20 protein-coding genes and 1 pseudogene are annotated in these 20575 nt (G+C 55.2%); 18 read left to right on the forward strand and 3 right to left on the reverse strand.

From position 1 onward, the window contains the following. Positions 1-50 precede the first annotated feature (50 nt). Both ACZ1HJ_RS11315 and ACZ1HJ_RS11320 read left to right on the forward strand, forming a co-directional pair. Complete coding sequence (locus ACZ1HJ_RS11315; RefSeq protein ID WP_472718769.1) at positions 51-221, forward strand: hypothetical protein; 171 nt, start codon at positions 51-53, stop codon at positions 219-221. Beyond that, positions 184-702 (forward strand): redoxin domain-containing protein, encoded by a 519-nt coding sequence (locus tag ACZ1HJ_RS11320; RefSeq protein ID WP_472718770.1) that lies wholly within the window; start codon positions 184-186, stop codon positions 700-702. Before ACZ1HJ_RS11315 ends, ACZ1HJ_RS11320 begins: the two co-directional genes overlap by 38 nt. A 25-nt stretch (positions 703-727) precedes the next feature. Here ACZ1HJ_RS11320 and ACZ1HJ_RS11325 read toward each other — a convergent pair whose 3' ends face one another. After that, the gene (locus ACZ1HJ_RS11325) at positions 728-1396 is read right to left on the reverse strand and encodes a GntR family transcriptional regulator (protein WP_472718771.1); all 669 of its coding nucleotides are present in this window, start codon (positions 1394-1396) and stop codon (positions 728-730) included. A gap of 277 nt (positions 1397-1673) precedes the next feature. On the opposite strand from ACZ1HJ_RS11325, the gene ACZ1HJ_RS11330 reads away from it, so the two are divergent. The 14 genes and pseudogenes from ACZ1HJ_RS11330 to ACZ1HJ_RS11395 all read left to right on the forward strand — a co-directional run bounded on the left by ACZ1HJ_RS11330 (position 1674) and on the right by ACZ1HJ_RS11395 (position 15076). Further along, complete coding sequence (locus ACZ1HJ_RS11330; RefSeq protein WP_472718772.1) at positions 1674-2693, forward strand: TRAP transporter substrate-binding protein; 1020 nt, start codon at positions 1674-1676, stop codon at positions 2691-2693. Between the two features lie 73 nt (positions 2694-2766). Beyond that, positions 2767-3300: a TRAP transporter small permease gene (locus ACZ1HJ_RS11335; protein ID WP_472718773.1), complete on the forward strand. Its 534-nt coding sequence runs from the start codon at positions 2767-2769 to the stop codon at positions 3298-3300. Positions 3301-3302: 2 nt separating this feature from the next. Continuing rightward, the gene (locus ACZ1HJ_RS11340; RefSeq protein ID WP_472718774.1) at positions 3303-4589 is read left to right on the forward strand and encodes a TRAP transporter large permease; all 1287 of its coding nucleotides are present in this window, start codon (positions 3303-3305) and stop codon (positions 4587-4589) included. A 16-nt stretch (positions 4590-4605) separates the two neighbouring features. Next, positions 4606-5024 (forward strand): annotated as a pseudogene (locus tag ACZ1HJ_RS11345) (GlcG/HbpS family heme-binding protein). 25 nt (positions 5025-5049) lie between these two features. Further along, entirely contained in the window at positions 5050-5922 is an 873-nt protein-coding gene (locus ACZ1HJ_RS11350; protein WP_472722199.1) for an NAD(P)-dependent oxidoreductase, read from the forward strand. A gap of 66 nt (positions 5923-5988) precedes the next feature. Further along, complete coding sequence (locus tag ACZ1HJ_RS11355; RefSeq protein ID WP_472718775.1) at positions 5989-6732, forward strand: SDR family NAD(P)-dependent oxidoreductase; 744 nt, start codon at positions 5989-5991, stop codon at positions 6730-6732. A 73-nt stretch (positions 6733-6805) separates the two neighbouring features. Then, complete coding sequence (locus tag ACZ1HJ_RS11360) at positions 6806-7723, forward strand: sugar kinase (protein ID WP_472718776.1); 918 nt, start codon at positions 6806-6808, stop codon at positions 7721-7723. Between the two features lie 21 nt (positions 7724-7744). Then, positions 7745-8488 carry a ribonuclease activity regulator RraA gene (locus ACZ1HJ_RS11365; RefSeq protein ID WP_472718777.1) on the forward strand — a complete coding sequence of 248 codons (744 nt, stop codon included), beginning with the start codon at positions 7745-7747 and terminating at the stop codon, positions 8486-8488. 207 nt (positions 8489-8695) lie between these two features. Further along, the gene (gene eda / locus ACZ1HJ_RS11370; protein WP_472718778.1) at positions 8696-9352 is read left to right on the forward strand and encodes a bifunctional 4-hydroxy-2-oxoglutarate aldolase/2-dehydro-3-deoxy-phosphogluconate aldolase; all 657 of its coding nucleotides are present in this window, start codon (positions 8696-8698) and stop codon (positions 9350-9352) included. A 63-nt stretch (positions 9353-9415) separates the two neighbouring features. Next, positions 9416-10597 carry a mandelate racemase/muconate lactonizing enzyme family protein gene (locus tag ACZ1HJ_RS11375; RefSeq protein WP_472718779.1) on the forward strand — a complete coding sequence of 394 codons (1182 nt, stop codon included), beginning with the start codon at positions 9416-9418 and terminating at the stop codon, positions 10595-10597. Further along, positions 10594-11478 (forward strand): amidohydrolase family protein, encoded by an 885-nt coding sequence (locus ACZ1HJ_RS11380; protein ID WP_472718780.1) that lies wholly within the window; start codon positions 10594-10596, stop codon positions 11476-11478. The genes ACZ1HJ_RS11375 and ACZ1HJ_RS11380 overlap by 4 nt, the downstream gene beginning before the upstream one ends. A 17-nt stretch (positions 11479-11495) precedes the next feature. Continuing rightward, on the forward strand, positions 11496-12296 hold the full coding sequence (locus ACZ1HJ_RS11385; protein WP_472718781.1) for an NAD-dependent epimerase/dehydratase family protein: 801 nt from the start codon (positions 11496-11498) through the stop codon (positions 12294-12296). A 51-nt stretch (positions 12297-12347) separates the two neighbouring features. After that, positions 12348-13115, forward strand: coding sequence for an HpcH/HpaI aldolase family protein (locus ACZ1HJ_RS11390; protein WP_472718782.1), 768 nt, complete (start codon positions 12348-12350; stop codon positions 13113-13115). 149 nt (positions 13116-13264) lie between these two features. Then, positions 13265-15076: an IlvD/Edd family dehydratase gene (locus ACZ1HJ_RS11395; protein WP_472718783.1), complete on the forward strand. Its 1812-nt coding sequence runs from the start codon at positions 13265-13267 to the stop codon at positions 15074-15076. A 131-nt stretch (positions 15077-15207) separates the two neighbouring features. On the opposite strand, the gene ACZ1HJ_RS11400 is transcribed toward ACZ1HJ_RS11395, so the two are convergent. Beyond that, positions 15208-16380 (reverse strand): epoxide hydrolase family protein, encoded by a 1173-nt coding sequence (locus ACZ1HJ_RS11400; RefSeq protein ID WP_472718784.1) that lies wholly within the window; start codon positions 16378-16380, stop codon positions 15208-15210. A 134-nt stretch (positions 16381-16514) separates the two neighbouring features. Beyond that, positions 16515-17978: a MocR-like pyridoxine biosynthesis transcription factor PdxR gene (gene pdxR, locus ACZ1HJ_RS11405; RefSeq protein ID WP_472718785.1), complete on the reverse strand. Its 1464-nt coding sequence runs from the start codon at positions 17976-17978 to the stop codon at positions 16515-16517. A gap of 182 nt (positions 17979-18160) precedes the next feature. On the opposite strand from pdxR, the gene ACZ1HJ_RS11410 reads away from it, so the two are divergent. Both ACZ1HJ_RS11410 and ACZ1HJ_RS11415 read left to right on the forward strand, forming a co-directional pair. Beyond that, the gene (locus ACZ1HJ_RS11410; protein WP_472718786.1) at positions 18161-19192 is read left to right on the forward strand and encodes a TRAP transporter substrate-binding protein; all 1032 of its coding nucleotides are present in this window, start codon (positions 18161-18163) and stop codon (positions 19190-19192) included. A 91-nt stretch (positions 19193-19283) separates the two neighbouring features. Next, positions 19284-20573: a TRAP transporter large permease gene (locus tag ACZ1HJ_RS11415; RefSeq protein ID WP_472718787.1), complete on the forward strand. Its 1290-nt coding sequence runs from the start codon at positions 19284-19286 to the stop codon at positions 20571-20573. The last annotated feature ends 2 nt before the right edge of the window (positions 20574-20575 follow it).

Raw genomic sequence — 20575 nt, forward strand, 5'->3', positions numbered from 1 at the left:
ATACCTATTGTCCGTTCGATCTCGTCATCGTCGGCTCAATCAGCGATCTGGTGCGTAGCAAAATCATCCCCAACTTGTTTCACAGCTTTGTGGTTGGACAGATGCCGCCCGAGGCGCGGATCATTGGAGTGGTTCGTTCGGATATCCGCGCCAATCCATTTTTGCAGAACAAAGGAACTACTTATGACCTCAGCCAAACCAAATGTCGGCGCGCAAATTGAGCAAATGAGCTTTTTAAGGCTGGGGTCCGAAGGCACGGTTACCATCGGTCAGGCAAAAGACCGTTGGACCATGTTGTTTGTCTATCGGGGCAAGCATTGCCCACGCTGCAAGCGCTTTTTGAACAAGTTGAATGCGATGCTGCCCGCTTGGACCGACGCAATGGATGTTTTGGTTGTCTCTGCCGACACCAAAGAAAAGGCCTCGGCAGACCAAGCAGAGTTTGGCTGGGATTTTGATCTTTGCTATGGATTGACCGAAGCGCAGATGCGCGCGCTTGGTCTCTACGTCTCATTACCTTTATCGGATGCAGAAACGACTGGCTTGTTTGCCGAGCCCGGTGCGTTTGGCATCCGTCCGAATGGGACGCTGATGCTGGTCGATATCTCAAACGGTCCTGCCGCTCGCCCTGATCTGGAAGAACTCTTGGATGGCATGAAATTCAATATCGAAAATGACCGTCCGGAGCGGGGAACTGCTTGATATCAAAAAGACTGATTGGCAACTTCTATTCGAAGTAGTCTGGGTGCGTCTTGTGAATGAAGTCTATGGTTTCGTCGAGGCGGGACAGGTGTTTTCTGACTGAGGCTTGCGCCCGTTCCAGACTTCCCGCCGCCATGGCTTCTGCAATTTCGCGATGGTCGGCCAGGATGGAGCCTGCGGCACTGCCCTTTTCAAGACTTAGCATACAAAGCCGGTCGACCTTTTGCTTTGATTCAAGCATCACATCAAATGCCATCGGATTGCCGCTGAGTACGTAGATCAATTTGTGAAAATCGTAGTCAAGCGCGTGAAATGCCGATAGATCGCCAGCACTGATCGCCTGCTCTTGTAGGGCGAGGTTTTCTGCGAGTTTTGCTTCACTTGTTGCGTCCCAGACTGCAATGGCACGATGGACGACCTCAAGCTCGACGGCCATTCTAACCAAACGCGCGAGCGCCACACGCTCTATTGAAAACCCCCGGACCACGGTTGCCTTTTGCGGTCGAATGATAAGCAGGTCTTCGTTGCCGAGCTTTGTGAAGGCGTTGCGAACTGGTTGGCGCGATACGCCGAATCGGCTTGCGACCTCAGTCTCTGAGAGCTTCGTTCCGGGAAGAATTTCAAGTGAAACGATCTCGTCGTGTAGTGTTTCATAGACCGCATCGGTTGTGGTTCGTCTGACAATGTCTTCCAAGGATTCTTGCTTGCGCCCTCTGTATCTGATCAGATTCCAATTTGCCGTTTCATTGGTAACGTATTGAAACCACTGTGATGTTCACTTGATCACCGTTGATGTGAACCAATGTATGCCCCCAGCCCATCAAAGGCTTTGTGGGTTCGGCTGTCAAGCAATCTGACATACTAGACGCCCACAGTTGACAGAACTTGGATACTAGTGTCCTTATATTGGAAGCAGCGATTGTGGCTCTGGGGGAGACTGAAGCTTTGCGGCCAAAGTCATACCCTATTCCTTGAAGGCCAAGTCCTGTCCAAAAATTAATCGGGGAGGAGAACCCATGACTTTCACGAAATCGTTCTTTGCGACGGCAACAGCTGTCGCTCTCATTGCAACTTCAGCTGCTGCCGACAACTGGCGAGCGTGGAATATCCACAATGAAGGCCATCCCAACACAGCTGCGATGGACAAATTTGCCGAATTGGTTGACGCAGCAACCGGCGGTGAGATTACCGTCGATGTTTTCCACGGCGGCGTCCTTGGTTCGCAGCCCGACGCACTTGAACAGGTTCGCATTGGCGCAATCGAAGTTGGCAACTTCAACCTCGGCCCCATAGGCCCGATGGTCAAAGAAGCCAACCTTGTCTCGCTGCCCTTTATCTTCAAAAGCGTTCCACACATGTTCCGCGTTCTAGAGGGCGAGGCCGGTCAAGTCGTCGCGGGCGCGATGGGTGATGCAGGCGTTCTGCCGCTCGCCTGGTTTGACGCTGGCGCGCGGTCTTTCTACAGCCAAAAGCCGATCAACACGCCTGATGATGTTGCGGGCCTGAAGATCCGCGTCATGAATAACGATCTTTACACCTCGATGATCTCTGCAATGGGCGGCAACCCGTCACCGATGGCATTTTCGGAAGTTCAGCAAGCGCTAAAAACCGGTGTCGTTGATGGTGCCGAAAACAACTTCCCGTCGTTCAAGAATGTTGGTCATTATGAAGTGACCACTCACTATTCTTTGTCCGAGCACTTGATCATTCCAGAGTGCATCTGCGTGAACACCGACAAGTTCAATGCCCTGTCCGCAGAGATGCAAGCCGCTGTTCGCGGTGCAGCGGAAGAAGCCGCGTTGATACAGCGTGAGCTTTGGGCAGTCGGTTCTGAGCAAGCGCGTAAAGATGTTGAGGCGGCAGGCATCGCTGTCAACGAAATTGCCGACAAAGGTCCATTCCAGTCCGCGATGGATTCGGTTTATGCGGACTACTTGGCAGCAAATCCCGACATGAAAGCTCTTGTTGAGATGGCGCAAGCCACTGAGTAAGTTGTTTTAAATCGACTTAGAGCGCCCGGCTCCACCAATTGGATGCCGGGCGTTTTGTCTCAAAGGAAACCCCATGCAAGAGCCTGAAACCTCACATGCCGCCCTGCGCACCATGGACAGCATACTTGATCTTTTGGCACGGCTTTGTGTTTTTTTGGCTGGCATCGCCATTGTCGGCATGACTGCTATCTTTGCGTGGTTGGTGTTCGGTCGCTACGTCCTGAACAACACACCCACATGGGTCGAGCAGGTCTCGTTGCTATTGGTCATGGTAATTGCATTTCTAGGTGCAGCCGCAGGCGTGCAAAATCACACGCATTTGTCTGTAGTGGTGTTCCGCAATATTGTTCCATCTTCTGTGCGAACGATTTTTGTCGTGATCTCTGATGTCCTGATGGCAGGATTTGGCGGCATGATGTTCTGGTACGGGATCGAGCTGACCAAGTTCAAATGGAACACGCTGATTCCACTTATCCAATGGTCAGAGGGTTTACGTTCATTGCCTCTGACGATCAGCGGCGCATTGGTTTTCCTTTTTTCAATCGGCCATCTGATCCGCCTGTTTCTGGGCCAGGACAAGCGCCAAGATAATATAGATCAGGGATAGTCATGGGACTAATGATTCTGTTGGGGGTATTCGCCCTTAGTGTCATTATCGGCGCGCCGGTGGCCTACGCGTTGGGTATCGCTGCATTGTCGGCTTTCTGGTTTGAAGGGTTGCCTCTGTTTGTAGGCTTTCAGCGCATTGTGTCGGGGATCAACGTGTTTTCCTTGATGGCGATCCCATTCTTCATCTTTGCTGGCGAACTGATGTTCCATGGGGGCATCGCCATCAGACTGGTCCGGTTTGCGCAAGCAGCAGTGGGCGCTGTGCGCGGTGGACTTGGTATCGTCAACGTCTTTTCGTCCATGTTGTTTGGTGGCATTTCGGGTTCGGCCATTGCCGATATCTCGGCATTGGGATCAATCCTGATCCCTGTGATGAAAGACAAAGGCTATGACGCCGATTATGCGGTAAATGTCACGGTGACATCATCCATTGCCGGGATCATCATTCCGCCCAGCCACAACATGATCATTTTTGCCCTTGCAACAGGCGGGGCGGTGTCAATTTCCAAACTTTTCCTTGCTGGCGTTGTGCCGGGCGTTTTGATGTGTTGCTGTCTTGCGATCGCCGCCTACGTAGTCGCCGTTAAACGCGGGTATCAAGCCGAGCAGTTTCCAGGTTGGACCGCTCTTGCCATTGCATTTGTGGGCTCAATCCCCGGCCTGCTAACAGCGGTGATCATTGTTGGCGGAGTTTTGTCGGGCGTCTTCACTGTGACTGAATCCGGGGCGTTCGGTGCAATGTATGCCTTTGTGGTAACTCTTGTTGTCTACCGCAGCTTGACTTGGGACAATTTCAAAATCGCCGTCGTATCTTCCGTGCGCACAACGTCGATGGTGATGATCCTGATCGCATGTGCAGGTGCCTTTGCCTATATGCTGACATTCAACCGGGTGCCCACCAAAACGGTCGAATTCCTGTTGGGTATCACAGAAAACCCGATCCTGATCTTGTTAATGATCAATGCGGTGTTGTTGCTATTGGGAATGATCATGGACATGGCCGCGTTGATCCTGATCTGCACGCCGATCTTCATGCCGGTCATGAATATGCTGGGCATCGACCCGCTGCAGTTCGGCATGATCCTTTTGGTGAACCTAGGACTTGGTCTTTGCACGCCGCCGGTCGGGACATGTCTGTTTGTTGGATGCGCTGTAGGAAAACTGCCTATGGAAAAAGCGGTGAGAACGATTTGGCCTTTTTACCTCGCCATTTTTGCAGCGCTCATGCTGATCACATTCGTACCAGCCATTTCATTGACACTGCCAAACCTGATCATTGGCCCGTAACGCAGGAAGAATGACGATGCTGACAATCAAGCGACTGGACATAGATGACGCGTACATGTTGATCGCAGGTGCGCGCACCAAAGCGCAGGAAATCGGTGTGCCCATGTGTATTTCCATCACAGATGAAAGTGGCAACCTGATCGCGTTTGAGCGGATGAAAGGGGGAAGACCACCAGCATCGATCTAGCGATCGACAAGAGTTTTACAGCAGCAGGCATTCAAAAGGGCACGGATGCGCTTGGCGAAGCCAATCAACCGGGAATGGCCGCACATGGAATATCCTCCACGTTGGGAGGACGCATGGTGGCCGTTGCGGGTGGATTGCCCGTGGTGTTTGACGGTCAGGTCGTTGGCGCGATCGGGGTGAGCTCAGGTTCCCCGGCGCAGGATTTAGACGTTGCGCAGGCCGGGGTCATGGCGCTTTGCAAAATCTAACTACGAAGAGTTTAAGGAGTCAGATATGACACAACCCGTCATCGGTTTCATCGGCCTCGGTCTTATGGGAGGCAACATGGCAGAATGCCTGCAAAACAACGGACTTGATCTGGTTGTCATGGGCCGCAACAAAGAGGCGGTTGCGACAGCAGTCAACCGTGGCGCGGTGGAAGTCAGTACACCAAGAGAGCTTGCTGCAAGCAGCGATATAGTGATGCTTTGTGTGACGACTTCAGAGGTTGTTGAAAGCCTAATTTATGGCGATGACGGCATCCTGGCGGGTATCAAAGACGGTGCAGTCGTCATTGATTTTGGCACCTCAATCCCTGCTTCCACGCGCAAAGTCGGCGCTGATCTGGCCGCCAAGGGTGCTGGCATGATTGATGCGCCGCTGGGGCGAACGCCCGCACATGCCAAGGACGGCCTGCTGAACATCATGGCGGCGGGAGACATGGAGACGTTTGAAAAGGTAAAACCTGTGTTGGATGTGCTGGGCGAAAATGTCTTTCACCTCGGCGCGCTAGGCGCGGGCCATGTGACTAAGCTCATCAACAACTTTATGGGTATGACGACCGCTTGCACCATGAGCCAAGCCTTTGCCGTGGCTGAACGCGCAGGGGTCAATAAACAAAAGCTTTTTGACATCATGTCAGCTGGTCCGTCCAATTCACCTTTTATGCAGTTTTGCAAGAATTACGCGGTGGATGGTGTCAGCGATTTGGGGTTTTCGATTAACAATGCCAGTAAGGATCTTGGTTATTTCCTGAAGCTGGCCGAGGACGTGGGCACGCGCGCCGAGATCGCTGAAGGAACTGCGAACAACCTTCAGGCAGCCGCAGATGCCGGCATGGGCGATGGCAACGTGCCAGAGATTTTCGACTATTTTGCCAAGCTATAGCACCGGATCCATCAGCTGCGCATAGCACCACAAGACGCAACACCAATTGAACGGGAAAGAATAACCATGAGACTTCAGGGAAAAACCGCAATTGTTACCGGTGGCGGTCGCGATATCGGGCGTGCTTGCGCGGTTAAGCTCGCGTCTGAGGGGGCCAATGTCGCGGTGAACTACTTCTCCAGTAGTGCAGGAGCCGAGGAAACCGTGGCTGAGATTGAAAAGACCGGTGGCAAGGGGTTTGCAATGCAAGGCGACCTGAACAAACCCACAGAAGTCGATGCGCTGATCACCAGGACGGTCGAAAACTATGGCGGCCTGAACATCCTTGTGAACAATGCGGGCGGTTTGATCGCGCGCAAGAAAATCACTGAGATGTCGCTAGAGCATTGGCAGGCCGTCATGGATCTCAACCTGACCAGTACCTTTCTTATGGTCAAAGCGGCATTGGTGCATATGAAATCCGGGGCGATTGTGAACATCGCCAGCCAGGCCGGTCGCGACGGCGGCGGACCTGGCGCTTCAGCTTATGCAACCTCAAAAGGTGGGGTCATGACATTTACCCGCAGTCTCGCAAAGGAACTGGGGCCGGATATCCGTGTCAATGCCATCTGCCCGGGTATGATCGACACGGATTTCCATAACATCCACACCCCCGATGCCGGCCGCCGCGGGTTGGAAGCCGCAGCACCCCTCAAACGGCAAGGTCTGTCGGAAGATGTTGCGAACCTAGTATCGTATCTGGCGAGCGAGGACTCGGCCTATCTGACGGGCACAAATGTCGATATCAATGGCGGAATGCTATTCTCGTGACCGCAGAGGCAGGCGACGATACGTGTCGGACAGTGGCGAACACCGCTGCCTTCAAAGCATAGGAAACCGCAAGATGCGTGTTCTCTCTATTGGTGAATGTATGGCCGAAATGGCCCCGTCTGATGCGCCGGGTTCGTATCAGATGGGCTTTGCCGGAGATACGTTTAACACGGCCTGGTATATGGCCCAACTTTCATCAGATACGCACTTGTCCTATTTCACAGCCGTTGGCGATGATGCCATCTCCTCTCGGATGCTGAGTGTCATGCGTGAAAGCAGGGTCGACACCCAACAGGTGAGGATCGTACCTAACCGCTCGGTGGGCCTGTATCTTATAACGCTGGACAACGGAGAACGAAGTTTTACCTATTGGCGCGGTCAGTCTGCTGCACGCCTGTTGGCTCAAGACAAGCAAGCGCTTGAATATGCCATGAAGCAATCAGATCTGATCTATTTTTCTGGTATCACTCTGGCGATCCTAGACCGGGAAGGGCGTGAGGCTCTGCTCGATGCTGCCCGGTCGGTGCGGCGCGCTGGAAAACGGATTGCCTTCGACCCAAATTTACGCCCGCATCTTTGGGGCAGCCCGTCAGAGATGACCGAGAACATCATGCAAGCCGCCGCCGTCAGCGATATCGCCTTGCCGTCTTTCGAGGACGAGGCACTTTGGTTCAGCGACGCGACGCCAGCCGCCACGCTGCAGCGCTATGCAAGGGCGGGAGCGGAAACGATTGTAGTCAAGAACGGCGCGGAGCCGGTCCTCTATCGCGCCGGTGATAGAGAGGGCACTGTCGATGTCCCACCCCTAACCTCGGTTGTGGATACAACGGCGGCTGGTGATAGTTTCAATGCTGGTATTCTGGCGGGGCTGGCAACGGATACGCCACTGCCAGACAGCATAGCACTGGCGTGCAAACTGGCAGGGCATGTCGTGCAAGGCAAAGGCGCGCTTGTTCCAATCAGCCAAAGCCTGCTCGACCATTCCCAATGACCTTTGCAAAAGGATCCAGCCATGCCGAACCCCCAGCCTGCCGAAACAATTAAGCTGCATCCAAAAACACTGGATCGGTTGTCAAAGGTCAGCACAGCGACTGTCGCAACACTGCTCTTCAAACGCGGCTATCAAAACGCCTACATTCAGGGCGTTGCCCCTTTGGGTCATGGTAAACCGCCACTTGTTGGCCCGGCCTTTACGCTGCGCTACATCCCTGCGCGACCGGATACAGACCCGATCGAGGCGTTTCGTGAACCTGATCACCCGCAGCGCGTGGCCGTGGAGACGTGTCCTGAAGGTTCAGTATTGGTTATGGATTGTCGGCAGGATGCTTCCGCGGCCTCGGCAGGGTCGATCCTTTTGACACGATTGGAAATGCGCGGAGCAGCAGGTGTTGTCACCGATGGCGGCATCCGCGACGCTGAGGGTGTTGCCGCGCTCGAGATGCCAGTCTTTGCTGCCAAACCGTCTGCCCCCACCAACCTTACGAAACACCATGCGGTCGATATTGGTTTGCCAATCGGCTGTGGCGACGTGGCGGTCTATCCTGGTGACATCGTTCTGGGTGACAGCGATGGTGTTATGGTTATTCCTCGTCACCTTGCCGATGACATCGCGAATGAGGCAGGTCCAATGGAGTTTTTCGAACGTTTCGTTCTGGAGGAGGTGCGCAAAAACACCCCAGTGATCGGACTTTATCCTGCAACCGACCCAGATGTTCTCGAACGATTTGAAGCCTGGCGCGCGCGTCACTCAGATTAGTTTCAGAAATTGGATCACGGACAAATTGGACTGCCACCAATAACTGATTTTGGAGCGTTGACATGAAGGACCCAGCATTCTTGACATCCTGGGTACCACCGCCAAACTACCTGCTGCTTCGTCGGGCTCAGAACGCGCTATTCAAATCGTTCCGCACAAAAATTGGATCGGACAAATGATGCACCCGCAAAAGGATGATTGATCCAGATGACCGTTTCTCCAAAAGACGCAAGCAGACGGACCCGAGATATCTGCGCGCTTGCTCCAATCGTCCCAGTTTTAGTGGTTGATGATGTCGCGACAGCCCGGCCACTTGCCGAGGCACTTGTCGCGGGCGGTCTTCCTTCGCTGGAAGTCACATTGCGCACCTCTAGCGCTCTCGAAGTGATCCGGGCCATGAAAGACGTCACAGGTGGGCATGTGGGGGCCGGCACGCTAATCACCGCCAAGGATGTCCGGGCCGCCAAAGAGGCCGGCGCGTCCTTCGGTGTCTCCCCTGGGGCGACAGACGAGCTTCTTGCCGCTTGTGAAGCTGAAGACCTGCCGTTGCTGCCAGGTGCCGCGACCGCGTCTGAGGCGATGCGCCTGTTGGCCCGTGGCTATGACATGCTCAAGTTCTTTCCGGCTGAGGCGTCGGGCGGGGCACCAGCACTCAAGGCCATTGGCGCGCCTTTGCCGCAGATTTCATTTTGCCCAACAGGTGGTGTAAGCCCGTCCAATGCAGGCTCCTATCTTACGCTTCCAAATGTGCTTTGCGCCGGGGGCAGCTGGGTTGCACCGAAGGACCTGACCATTGCGGGCGATTGGGCGGGTATTGAAGCGTTGGCGCGAGAAGCAGCGCAGTTGAGGGGGGAGCATGAATAACCAAAGAATGCCACACACATTTAAGCCAAGATTTTCCGGCTCCGTTGGCTGGAGACGTGGATCTTGGATCACGGGCATTCGCTTGTCCTCTTTCGTTTCTTGTCCATGAAAATTTCCGAAGTTCATACGCATCTGTTGGATTACAAACTCGACACCGCTTTCGAGAGCGCATCGATGCGTTTCACCCGGCGGCAGCATGTATTGGTCGAAATCGTCTGTGATGATGGGACAACGGGGTGGGGGGAATGTCTCGGGCCAGCGCAACCAAATGCGTCGGTCGTGAACGCCTATGCGCCGCATTTGATTGGTCGCAATCCGCTGGATACCGAAATTCTCTGGCAAAGCCTCTATAATCTCTTGCGAGATCAAGGTCAGCGCGGTTTGACCATGACCGCGCTTTCAGGAATCGACGTCGCTTTGTGGGATATCAAGGGGCATCATTTCGGCGTTCCGGTTTCCGCGCTTCTTGGAGGGCGCGTTCGGGAAACCGTAAAGGCTTATGCAACCGGCTCATTTCGGAGCGACGGTGTCGACCGTGTTTCCGACAATGCTGAAGAATGCGCGACCCATGTAGCGGCGGGCTTTCACGCCGTCAAAATCAAGATTGGCTTCGGCGTGGCGGAAGACCTTGCCGTTATCAGGGCCGTGCGTGACGCGATTGGTCCGCAGACGCGACTAATGATTGACGCGAACCACGGGTATACAATCCAGGAAGCCATCAACCTGGGTAAACGCGCGGCAGAGTTCGACATCGATTGGTTCGAGGAACCTGTCCTTCCAGAACAGCTTGACGCGTATCGCCGTGTACGAGCTGGGCAACCTATTCCGGTTGCAGGCGGTGAAACCTGGCATGGAAGGTTCGCGTTCCGTGAACCCCTTGAAACAGAATGCATTGATATCGCACAGCCAGATTTGTGTGGCACTGGTGGTTTTTCGGAGATGCGCCGTATCGCTGATATGGCCGCGCTTCGAGGCGTGCGTGTCGTTCCACATGTCTGGGGCACAGCAGTACAAATTGCTGCGAGCCTTCAGTTTGTATCGGCAATGCTGCCGGACCCGCCCCGGCGCGACCCTATTGAACCAATCTTCGAGTTTGACCGGACCCATAATCCGTTCCGGCAGACGATTATCACCAGTCCGATCGAACATGAAAACGGAGTGATCGAAATTCCGAACAAACCGGGGCTAGGTATAGAGATCAATCGCGACGCATTGGCAGAGTTCGCCATGGGAGAAACCGAATGATCGAGCGCCACTTCACCGGTCGTGCCCCAGAGATCAAACTGCCTGCCGGCGCCATTGACACACACCTTCACGTCTATCTTTCCGGATTTCCGGCAATGCCGGGTGGGCCTGATTTGCCAGAGGGTCTGCCTGAGCTGACAGAGTACCGGCAGCTCATGGGCTGGCTCGGCATTGACAGGTTTGTCATCACGCAAGGGAATGCGCATCAGACGAATAACGCAAATTTGCTTGCCGCACTTCAGGAAACCAGAGAGGCGGCGCGTGGCGTGGCTGCTATAAACGAGCAAACCTCTGATGCCGAACTGGCAACGCTCACGGACGCCGGGGTCGTTGGTACGCGCATTGTGGATTTACCGGGCGGTGCGGTCGGTCTGGACCAACTCGAAGAAATTGACGCACGCGCCAGTGCAGCGGGCTGGATGATTGCGGTGCAGTTCAACGGCTCGGAAATCGCAGAGCATTTCGAAAGGCTCTCAAAACTGCGGTCCAGATGGGTCTTTGACCATCATGGCAAATTTTCACGTGGTGGCGCACCTGGTGGAGCGGAAGTTGCGATGCTCAAGCGTCTCATCGACGGTGGAAAGTGTTGGTTCAAGTTTGCCGGTTGCTACGAATCTTCTTCTGAAGGAGCCCCCGACTATTCCGACGTTGCCGGGGTTTCGCAGATCATCGCAACCTATGCCCCCGAGCGTATTGTCTGGGGGACCAACTTTCCTCACAACTTGGCGAAATCGACCAAAGACTACCCTGACGATGCTGTGTTGCTCGACACTGTTTTAGGTTGGTTGCCGGATGATCAGGCACGTCACCTTGCACTCGTCAAAAACGCTGAAGAACTCTACGGCTTCCCACCTGTGGCAGACCAATCGCGGCCTGCCTGAAAAGCGAGACACGTATCATGCTGAACAGACTTCTGATAACGGGCGCAAATGGCAATCTAGGATCCATGTGTCGATCCCGACTGCAAGGTCTTGCCAAAACAGTGCGTCTTGGCGCGCTGGAAGGGTTGGGAACGGCGGGTGAAAACGAAGAAATTGTCTATTGCGATCTGGGCGACAAACAAGCCGTCGCGGCTATGGTGGAAGGCTGCGATGGGATCGTTCACATGGGGGGACAATCCATTGAGGCCCCTTGGGACATCATCAAACAGGCCAACATCGACGGTGTATTCAATTTGTACGAAGCTGCCCGAAAGTCGTCGGTGACACCAAGGGTCTTTTTTGCCAGTTCCAACCATACAATTGGTTTTCATGTACAGACAACGCGGCTTGATGCCAACGCATCAGTTAGGCCCGATGGTCTCTATGGCGTTTCCAAGGTCTTCGGAGAGGCTCTCGCGCGGCTTTACTTCGAAAAATTCGGGATCGAGACAGCCCTCGTCCGTATCGGGTCATCTTTTCCGGAGCCAAAGAACCATCGGATGCTATCAACCTGGTTGAGCTATGATGATCTGATATCGTTGATCGAAAGAGTTTTCGCCGTTCCGCGATTGGGATGTCCGATTATCTACGGTGCTTCCAACAATGACGCGTCCTGGTGGGACAATAGTGAGGTAGGTTTTCTTGGGTGGCAGCCAAAGGACAACGCCGAGGTTTTTCGCTCCGGTATTGACGCCAAATGCTCGCGACCAGCGATCGACGACGTAACCGCAGTATACCAGGGTGGTGAATTTTGCGGGCAAGACATTTTTGAAGACTAGGGCCGATACGAAGCGTGTCACATGCCCGGGCAATGTGGAAAGAGTAAATCGATGCGACCGAACAAATTGAGAAAGCTTTGGGCAGCAGGACATCCTGCAATCAATGGATGGTTGGCGATCCCCAACGGGTTTTCAGCTGAAACTATGGCGCATCAGGGATGGGACACGCTTACTGTCGATATCCAGCATGGTGTGATCGACTATCAAAAAGCGGTTGAGATGCTCACTGCGATATCCACAACCGATACAGTCCCGGTGGCGCGCGTGCCATGGCTTGAGCCCGGAATTCTTATGAAGGTGCTTGATGCCGGGGCTTACGGGGTAATTTGCCCCATGATCAACAACCGTGAAGATGCTGAGAAACTTGTGGCGTGGACACATTACCCACCCGAAGGCACAAGGAGCTTTGGCCCGATCCGAGGGCTGCTCTACGGTGGTCCGGATTACCCGCAACATGCCAATGAGACCATCGTCGTCTTCGCGATGATTGAAACGCTGGAAGGTCTCGATAACCTTGAAGAGATATTATCGGTACCGGGTCTTGATGCCGTGTATATCGGCCCTTCAGACCTTTCATTGGCGCTCGGTTGCCGCCCGTCATTCGATGATGTTGAGCCTCCTGTGGCCGAAGCCATTGAACTGGTCGCCGCCAAAGCAAAGGAATACGGTAAATTCGCAGGCTGCCATAACGGGACACCCCAATACGCTTTGAAACGCATCGAAACAGGATTCCAGTTCGTTACCATCGCATCGGATGCCCGCTTGATGGCCGCCGCCGCAAAAGAGGCTTTGGCAAAGGTACGCGACGAACTGGCATAGAATGTTGGGCGCATTCGTATTCAATACGCCGGCCCTGACAAATGTCAGATACCGCCAACGGCGCAACAAAGAGTATAGGCCTTTCGCTTAGTTCAGTATGCTGTTCGGTATGATCAAAGGTCGCAAGCCCTGATCGGCACAAGAGCAAGATGCAGGAGGCACGAGTGTCACGCATAAATCCGAAAGACCTTAGGTCACGCCATTGGTTTTCCAATCCGGATGACCCGGAAATGACCGCGCTTTATCTGGAACGTTATCTTAACTACGGGCTCACGCGCGAGGAATTGCAATCCGGCAAACCGATTATCGCAATCGCGCAGACAGGCAGTGATCTAAGCCCCTGTAACCGCCATCACCTGGAATTGGCCAAAAGGGTGCGCGACGGCATCATCGCAGCAGGCGGTACGGCCATCGAAGTGCCGGTCCATCCCATTCAGGAAACCGGCAAACGTCCCACCGCGATGCTGGACCGCAATCTGGCGTACCTCAGTTTGGTTGAATCATTGTATGGCTACCCAATTGATGGCGTGGTGCTGATGATTGGCTGTGACAAGACCACACCGGCGCTTCTGATGGCGGCTTCAACGGTCAACATCCCAGCCATCGCTCTTTCCGTGGGGCCGATGCTCAATGGTTGGCACGAGGGAAAGCGTGCAGGCTCTGGCACTGTTATTTGGAAAGCGCGCGAACGTCTTGCTGCCGGAGAAATCTCCGCCGATGAATTCATGGAAGTCGCAGCAGCCTCCGCGCCTTCGGTGGGCTATTGCAACACTATGGGAACCGCCACCACCATGAACAGTCTGGCCGAGGCGCTTGGTATGCAACTGCCCGGCGCGGCCGCCATCCCGGCCCCTTACCGCGAACGTGGTCAGATCAGTTATGAAACAGGGCAGCGCATCATTGAAATGGTGTGGGAGGATTTGCGCCCATCCGACATCATGACACGCGCGGCTTTTGAGAATGCTATCGTAGTCAATTCCGCCATCGGTGGATCCACCAATGCACCTATCCACCTCAATGCGATTGCCCACCACTTGGGTGTGCCGTTAGATAATGATGACTGGCAGACCTTGGGGCATGATGTGCCACTTTTGGTCAATTTACAGCCTGCGGGTGATTATCTGGGGGAAGATTATCATCGCGCAGGCGGAGTTCCTGCCGTGATCGCCGAACTAATCGACGCAGATCGCCTGCCGCACCCGGAAGCGGTTACTGCCAATGGTCAAAGCATTGCGGAAAATTGCCAACAACAGCGCAGCACAAATGCCGACGTCATCAAACCCGTCAGTGCCCCACTGAAAGACAAGGCAGGGTTCATCAACCTGAAAGGCAATCTATTTGACAGCGCGTTGATGAAAACCAGTGTCATCGGGTCGGAATTTGCACAAGCCTATCTTTCCAATCCCGATGATCCCAATGCTTTTGAGGGCCGCGCAGTTGTTTTTGATGGCCCCGAAGACTTTCACAAGCGTATTGATGACCCGTCTCAGGAAATCGACACCAGTTGTATCCTCGTTATGCGGGGCACGGGACCCAAAGGATATCCCGGTGGTGCAGAAGTCGTGAATATGCGCGCTCCATCCTATCTCTTGAAGCAAGGTGTGCATGAATTGCCCTGCATTGGTGATGGGCGCCAATCTGGCACGTCTGGCTCGCCCTCAATCCTGAATGCTGCACCGGAAGCCGCCGACAACGGTGGTCTGGCAGTACTGCAAACAGGGGATCGGATCCGCGTTGATCTTAACGCCTGCGCGGTCAACATTCTGATTTCCGACGAAGAACTGGTACGACGCAAGGACCAGTTAATGCAAAACGGAGGGTATCCCGTGCCCGCAAACCAATCGCCTTGGCAACAGTATTTCCGTGATCTAGTGCAGCCCTTTGACAAGGGCATGACTTTACGCGACGCTGACGCCTATCGCGACATTGCGCGCAAATCACTGCCTCGAGACAACCACTAAGGTCAAGAACGGTATGGATACTAAGCAAGATTGCTTGCGGCGTCACAATTGCATTCCAGAATGACATCTCGATCCCGGCGGCGACGATGATCACGGCCATTAGGGTACGCGTCACAAAAACCTCGGCCCGACTAGTTGCGAAGGGCGCGGGCAAATTTCCGAATGTCGTTCAACAGCATCTGAGGTTCTTCCATTGCGGCGAAATGGCCGCCACGAGGCATTTCCGTCCAGTGAGTGATGTTATAGATGCGCTCCGCGTAGGACCTCGGCGGCCAGCGTAGCATTTCGGCCGGAAAGACCGCGCAACCGGTCGGCACTTCAACGCGTCGGCCGTCCGGTGACAGAATGCGGCCGCCTTCCTCGCGGCGCCCGTAATAAATCCACGATGCAGAATTAAACGACCGCGTCACAATATAAATCATGATGTTGGTCAGAAGTTCATCTTTGCTGTGGGCGCGCTCGATCTCCCCCACAGGTACATCGGACCAGTCATGGAATTTCTCGATCAGCCAGGCGGCAATGCCAACCGGGCTGTCCATCATCGCGTAACTTAGGGTTTGTGGGCGCGTTGCTTGCTGCGTCCGGTAGCCGTTCTGCATGATCTGATCATCGTCAAACTGCCGGGCCCAGGCGGCTTCTTCGGGGGTTTGCGGGCCATCGGGATGGCGCATCGTCAGGACATTGATGTGAATGGCACGGCATACGGGCGCATGTTCATAGCCAAGCCAGGAGCATATCGCGCCGCCCCAGTCACCACCCTGCGCAATGTAGCTGTCAAAGCCGAGCGTATCGGTCATAAGGCTGTTGAGCACAGATGCCATCTTGCGCGGGCCGTAAGGGCGCGCCGGGCGGCCGGAAAAGGCGAAACCCGGCAGGGACGGCGCAATCACGGTGAACGCATCCTCGACATTGCCCCCAAAGCGTTCCGGGTGCGCAAGAGGCTCGATCAGATCAAAAAACTCCGCAACCGATCCGGGCCAGCCGTGGCTGATCATCAGCGGGGTCGGGTTGGGGCCACTGCCGGGCTCATGTATGAAATGCATGTCGATGCCATCGACCTCGGCCTTGAATTGCGCGAAGGAATTCAGCCGGACCTCCTGCGCGCGCCAGTCAAAATCGCTGACCCAATAGGCGCAAAGCTCTTTCATGTAATCCAAATTGGCGCCGTAATCCCAACCGCCATCATCGGGCATTTCGTGCCAGGGATATTGGGCAACGCGGGTCAGGATCGACCTCAGCACATCCTCAGGCACCCGGCATTCGAAAGGTGTGACGTGTTGGACCGCAACTGCTCGATCTTTCACACTTAACTTTTCCGGCATGGCTTACCCTTTGCGGTGGTGCTCTGGTTCGACTGCGTTCGGATCAGTTAACCAGAAGCGTCCGAAACGACGAGAGACAGGTTGCGCAATTCGAAGGGACAGATGGGTGAGCCATGTCATAGCATCGCATTGACTTCATCCGCGATTATCTTCGCGCCGGCTTCGAGTTTTGAGACCGGGACATAGGCAAATCCGAGGCGGAAGCTGCGGAAATCGTTCTTGCTGAGGTAATAGTCTTCGCCGCGGTCCACCAGCACGCCTTTGGACCGCAGACGCACGGCCAGTTCCGATGCGTTGAAACCCTCCGGCCCGGTCAGCCAGAAGGATGTCCCGCCTTCGGACTCCGTGCGCTGCAACATGCCAAGATGCTTGCTGATCGCCTTGTGCATGGCATGCCAGCGTTTGTTGTAGCGTCGTTCGATGTTGCGCAAATGCGAGTCGTAATGCCCCAGTTGGAAGAACAGCGCGACAATCTCCTGCACAATGGTGGGCGGATGACGCATCATCACGCCCCGCGCGATGCGCGCTTCGCGGATGATGTCCCGATGCGCGACGATAAAGCCCAAACGAATTCCCGGTGACACGGTTTTGGACAAGCTGCCCACATAGATCACCCGCCCGCTTTGATCCATGGACCGCATCGAAGGCGACGCCTTGGCGACATAGTTCATCTCGGCCTCGTAATCGTCTTCGATGATCAGAAAATCCTTGATACGCGCAGCTTCCAGCAATTCCTCGCGCCGCCGCTGGCTCATCGTAACCATCGTGGGAAACTGATGGCTGGGCGTCGTGAAGACCAGTTTGCACCCCGATGGAATGGCACTTGGAATGATCCCGTCATCGTCAATCGCCACGCCGATCATTTCACTTCCCGCCAGGCGGAAGGCGTTATGGGCGCCAAAAAACCCCGGATCCTCCAACGCGATCGGCTTGCCGGAGCGCGCGAAAATCGTGCCGAGGATGTAGAGCGCGTTTTGGGACCCCAGAGTGATTAGGATTTCATCATCGTCAGCGTAGATGCCGCGCGTATTCAGCAACCTTTGGCGTAGTTGTTGGATCAACTGAGGACTGTCGCTTTCGACCGAGTCGCTGGCCCAAACGGGCATGTGTTTGCGCCCCAGGGCCTGACGCGTGCACTCGCGCCAGCCATCGACGGGAAAGAGATCCGGATCAATCTGATTGTAGATGAACGGGTAGGGGTAGTCCTTCCAGTCCAGCGGATTGACGACCGGCAAGAGGTTGTTGGGAGGGAACGTCACCGGGCAGGGCACAGCCGGGGTTGCGGTGGCATCATTGAGCGATTGCGCTTTCTTCAGCGCGGCCATCGGGGGAGCAACGAAGTATCCCGAACGGTCCCTCGACACCAAGAGCTCCAGATCGACCAGGCGGTTATAGGCAGCGAAAACGGTGTTTCGGGAAACGCCCAACTGCTCGGCCAATTCGCGGCACGAGGGCAGGGGACGGTCATGGGCAAGCGATTCCGATGTGATCGCGGCGCTCACAACTTCGCAAATCTGATCTCGCAGACTGAGCTGGGAGTTTTCCGGCAGCTTGAGAAATCTTGGTGTGATGGACGCCACGCTTTGCCCCCGGTGTTGAGTGTCACGTGTCGATGACTTTATCGGCAACGGCGACAGACTGTCAGGTCCAAACCCATCTGTCCCCTTCTTTCAAACAATCTGTCACTTTCTTTGCCCTGACCTGAGGTGAAAGATATGCCCAATCAAAATCCAACGATTGGGAGTGGAAGAAGATGAGACTTATGACGATAGGAAAGGCGTTTTGCCTTGCAAGCGCGCTGGCAGTTTCCGCACAAACCGCTGCCGCGGAAAAAACACTGAAACTTGGGACAGTTGGGTTTATCGGCATGCCGATTGGCGACGCAATTGATCAGGCGCTGATCCCGACACTGGAGGAAGTGTCCGGTGGCAAACTCAAGATCGAACCGCATTATCGCAAATCGTTGTGCAGCGAGCAGACCTGTGGGGAGCAGGCGAACCAAGGGCTTCTGACGCTCTGGACCAGTTCAACCGCGAATTTCGGAAATTTCGGCACGTCGCTGGCGATTTTTGACCTGCCCTATATCTTCAAGAGCATCGAAGACGCGGACCGGATTTCTTCGGAATGGCTGGCCGAAAAGCAATGCCAGATGGCAGCGGAAGAAGCCGGGCATGTCTGCCTGACGGTCTATTCCAGTGGTGGGTTTCGCCAGTTGGGTAATGCCCACGGCCCGGTCCATGAACCCGCTGACATGGAAGGCATTAAATGGCGGGTGACCAAGAGCCCGATCGAATACACGTTGGTCAAGAATTGGGGTGCCGTGCCCGTGCCTTATGACTGGGGTCAGCTTTATCAGGGGCTGCAAACCGGGGTCGTCTCGGGCCAGTATGTCGCCACGCCCTGGCAGCATGTGGCCAAGCTGCACGAGGTCGCCCCCTACTTCACCGAGATCGGCGGATCGTGGTCGGGCAACCAGCTCTCCATCGATAAACGTCAATATGACGAACTGACCGACGACGAAAAGGAATGGCTGCACACGGCTGCCAAAGCCTTTGGTCAAAAGGTGCAGGAGCTTGACCGGGCATGGGTTGAGGCCGGGGAGGCCGAGATCAAGAAAACCGCCAAGGAATGGTACGTTCCGACCGAGGAAGAAATGACCAAATGGCGTGCCGGTGCCATCGATGCCTGGCTGAATGCCAAGGGCACCTATGATCCCGAAACTGCCCGCCGGGTGCTCGAGGAACAGGGCATGACAGGCTTCATCGCCCAGCTCGAAGAGGCAGGCGCTCTCTAGGGTCCCGGCCCACCTAAACAGTGACAGAAGCGCGGAATGACTTTCCGCGCTTTTGCTTGACAAGCCACCGCCGCAACTAGGATCAAGCTCCATGGAAAGCATTGTGCTTCTTATCATTTTGGTCGTGCTGATCATGCTGGGGGCGCCGGTCGGATTTATCATGATCCTGATCCCGGTGGTCTATATCCTCATCACCGATGCGGCACCGATGATCCTGATCCCAAGCCAGATGTTTCAGGCCATAGATTCAGTTCCGTTGACGGCAATTCCGTTTTTCATGCTGACCGGTGAGCTGATGACATCCGCCACCATCACGGACCGTCTGGTGGACCTCAGCCAGCGGATCATCGGGCGGATGCGTGGCAGCATGGCGCAAGCAAATGTCTTGGTGAGCATGTTCTTTGCTGGAATGAACGGCTCGGTTGTGGCGGATACCGCCACGGTCGGCTCTTTGCTGGTGCCGGGCATGAAAAAGGCCGGATACCCGCCGGAATTTGCCGCGGCCATAACCGCGGTCAGCTCCACCATCGGTGGGATCATTCCGCCCTCGATCATGATGATCGTTCTGGCCAATGCCGGGGGCATTTCGGTGGGCGCGCTCTTTGCGGGCGGGATCATTCCCGGCCTGATGATCGGCGCGCTTTTGATGGTGATCAATTACATCATCGCCAGGCGCAATAACTTCGAACGCAGCGAGGAGCCGTTCAGCCTGAAAGGCATCGCTGTCGCCGGGTACAGATCCTCCTTCGCCCTGCTGATTCCGGTCGTGTTGGTCGGATCGGTCGTCTTTGGCATTGCCGGTGTGGTGGAGGCCGGAGCTCTCACCGCGACGATTGCTTTGCTGGTGGGGCTTTTCGTCTACCGCACCATCACGTGGGGCAATTGCAAAAGCGCTTTCGTGCGCGCGTTTCGCAACTCTGCCATGGTCTTCATCATCATCGCGGCCTCTGGTCCGTTCAGCTGGCTGCTGACCTCTCTCGGGGCCATAAGCCAGTTGGAACAATGGTTGCTGGGGTACACTTACAATCCGCTGATGTTTGCGCTGGTTCTGGTCCTGTTCATCTGTCTTCTGGGCATGGTCATGGACTCGGCGGCCAATATCATTGTGGTCGGCCCGGTCCTGGTGGATGTCATGGTCAAGGCGGGCTACCCGGATGTGCAGGCCGCTCTTGTGGTTGTTGTCGGCTTCCTGATCGGATCGGTCACCCCGCCTGTGGGTGTTGCGTTCTTCACGGCGGGCGCCATTGCCGAAGTCCGGTTGGAGAAGGTCGCCATCGCCATGTTGCCCTATCTGGCCGCGCTTTTTGCGCTGCTCTTTGTGCTGATCGTCGTGCCGGACATCACCATGTTCCTGCCGCGTGTTCTGGGCTTTGGCGGTTAACG

It is taken from the genome of Roseovarius sp. JB2-10, assembly GCF_055693585.1.

Bases quoted from the DNA above. Each gene is read 5' to 3' on its own strand.
- ACZ1HJ_RS11410 (WP_472718786.1), top strand. From the start codon at position 18,161: ATGACGATAGGAAAGGCGTTTTGCCTTGCAAGCGCGCTGGCAGTTTCC.
- ACZ1HJ_RS11340 (WP_472718774.1), top strand. From the start codon at position 3,303: ATGGGACTAATGATTCTGTTGGGGGTATTCGCCCTTAGTGTCATTATC.
- ACZ1HJ_RS11385 (WP_472718781.1), top strand. From the start codon at position 11,496: ATGCTGAACAGACTTCTGATAACGGGCGCAAATGGCAATCTAGGATCC.
- ACZ1HJ_RS11350 (WP_472722199.1), top strand. From the start codon at position 5,050: ATGACACAACCCGTCATCGGTTTCATCGGCCTCGGTCTTATGGGAGGC.
- ACZ1HJ_RS11320 (WP_472718770.1), top strand. From the start codon at position 184: ATGACCTCAGCCAAACCAAATGTCGGCGCGCAAATTGAGCAAATGAGC.
- ACZ1HJ_RS11380 (WP_472718780.1), top strand. From the start codon at position 10,594: ATGATCGAGCGCCACTTCACCGGTCGTGCCCCAGAGATCAAACTGCCT.
- ACZ1HJ_RS11390 (WP_472718782.1), top strand. From the start codon at position 12,348: ATGCGACCGAACAAATTGAGAAAGCTTTGGGCAGCAGGACATCCTGCA.
- eda (WP_472718778.1), top strand. From the start codon at position 8,696: ATGACCGTTTCTCCAAAAGACGCAAGCAGACGGACCCGAGATATCTGC.
- ACZ1HJ_RS11360 (WP_472718776.1), top strand. From the start codon at position 6,806: ATGCGTGTTCTCTCTATTGGTGAATGTATGGCCGAAATGGCCCCGTCT.
- ACZ1HJ_RS11395 (WP_472718783.1), top strand. From the start codon at position 13,265: ATGCAGGAGGCACGAGTGTCACGCATAAATCCGAAAGACCTTAGGTCA.
- ACZ1HJ_RS11335 (WP_472718773.1), top strand. From the start codon at position 2,767: ATGCAAGAGCCTGAAACCTCACATGCCGCCCTGCGCACCATGGACAGC.
- ACZ1HJ_RS11365 (WP_472718777.1), top strand. From the start codon at position 7,745: ATGCCGAACCCCCAGCCTGCCGAAACAATTAAGCTGCATCCAAAAACA.
- ACZ1HJ_RS11355 (WP_472718775.1), top strand. From the start codon at position 5,989: ATGAGACTTCAGGGAAAAACCGCAATTGTTACCGGTGGCGGTCGCGAT.
- ACZ1HJ_RS11415 (WP_472718787.1), top strand. From the start codon at position 19,284: ATGGAAAGCATTGTGCTTCTTATCATTTTGGTCGTGCTGATCATGCTG.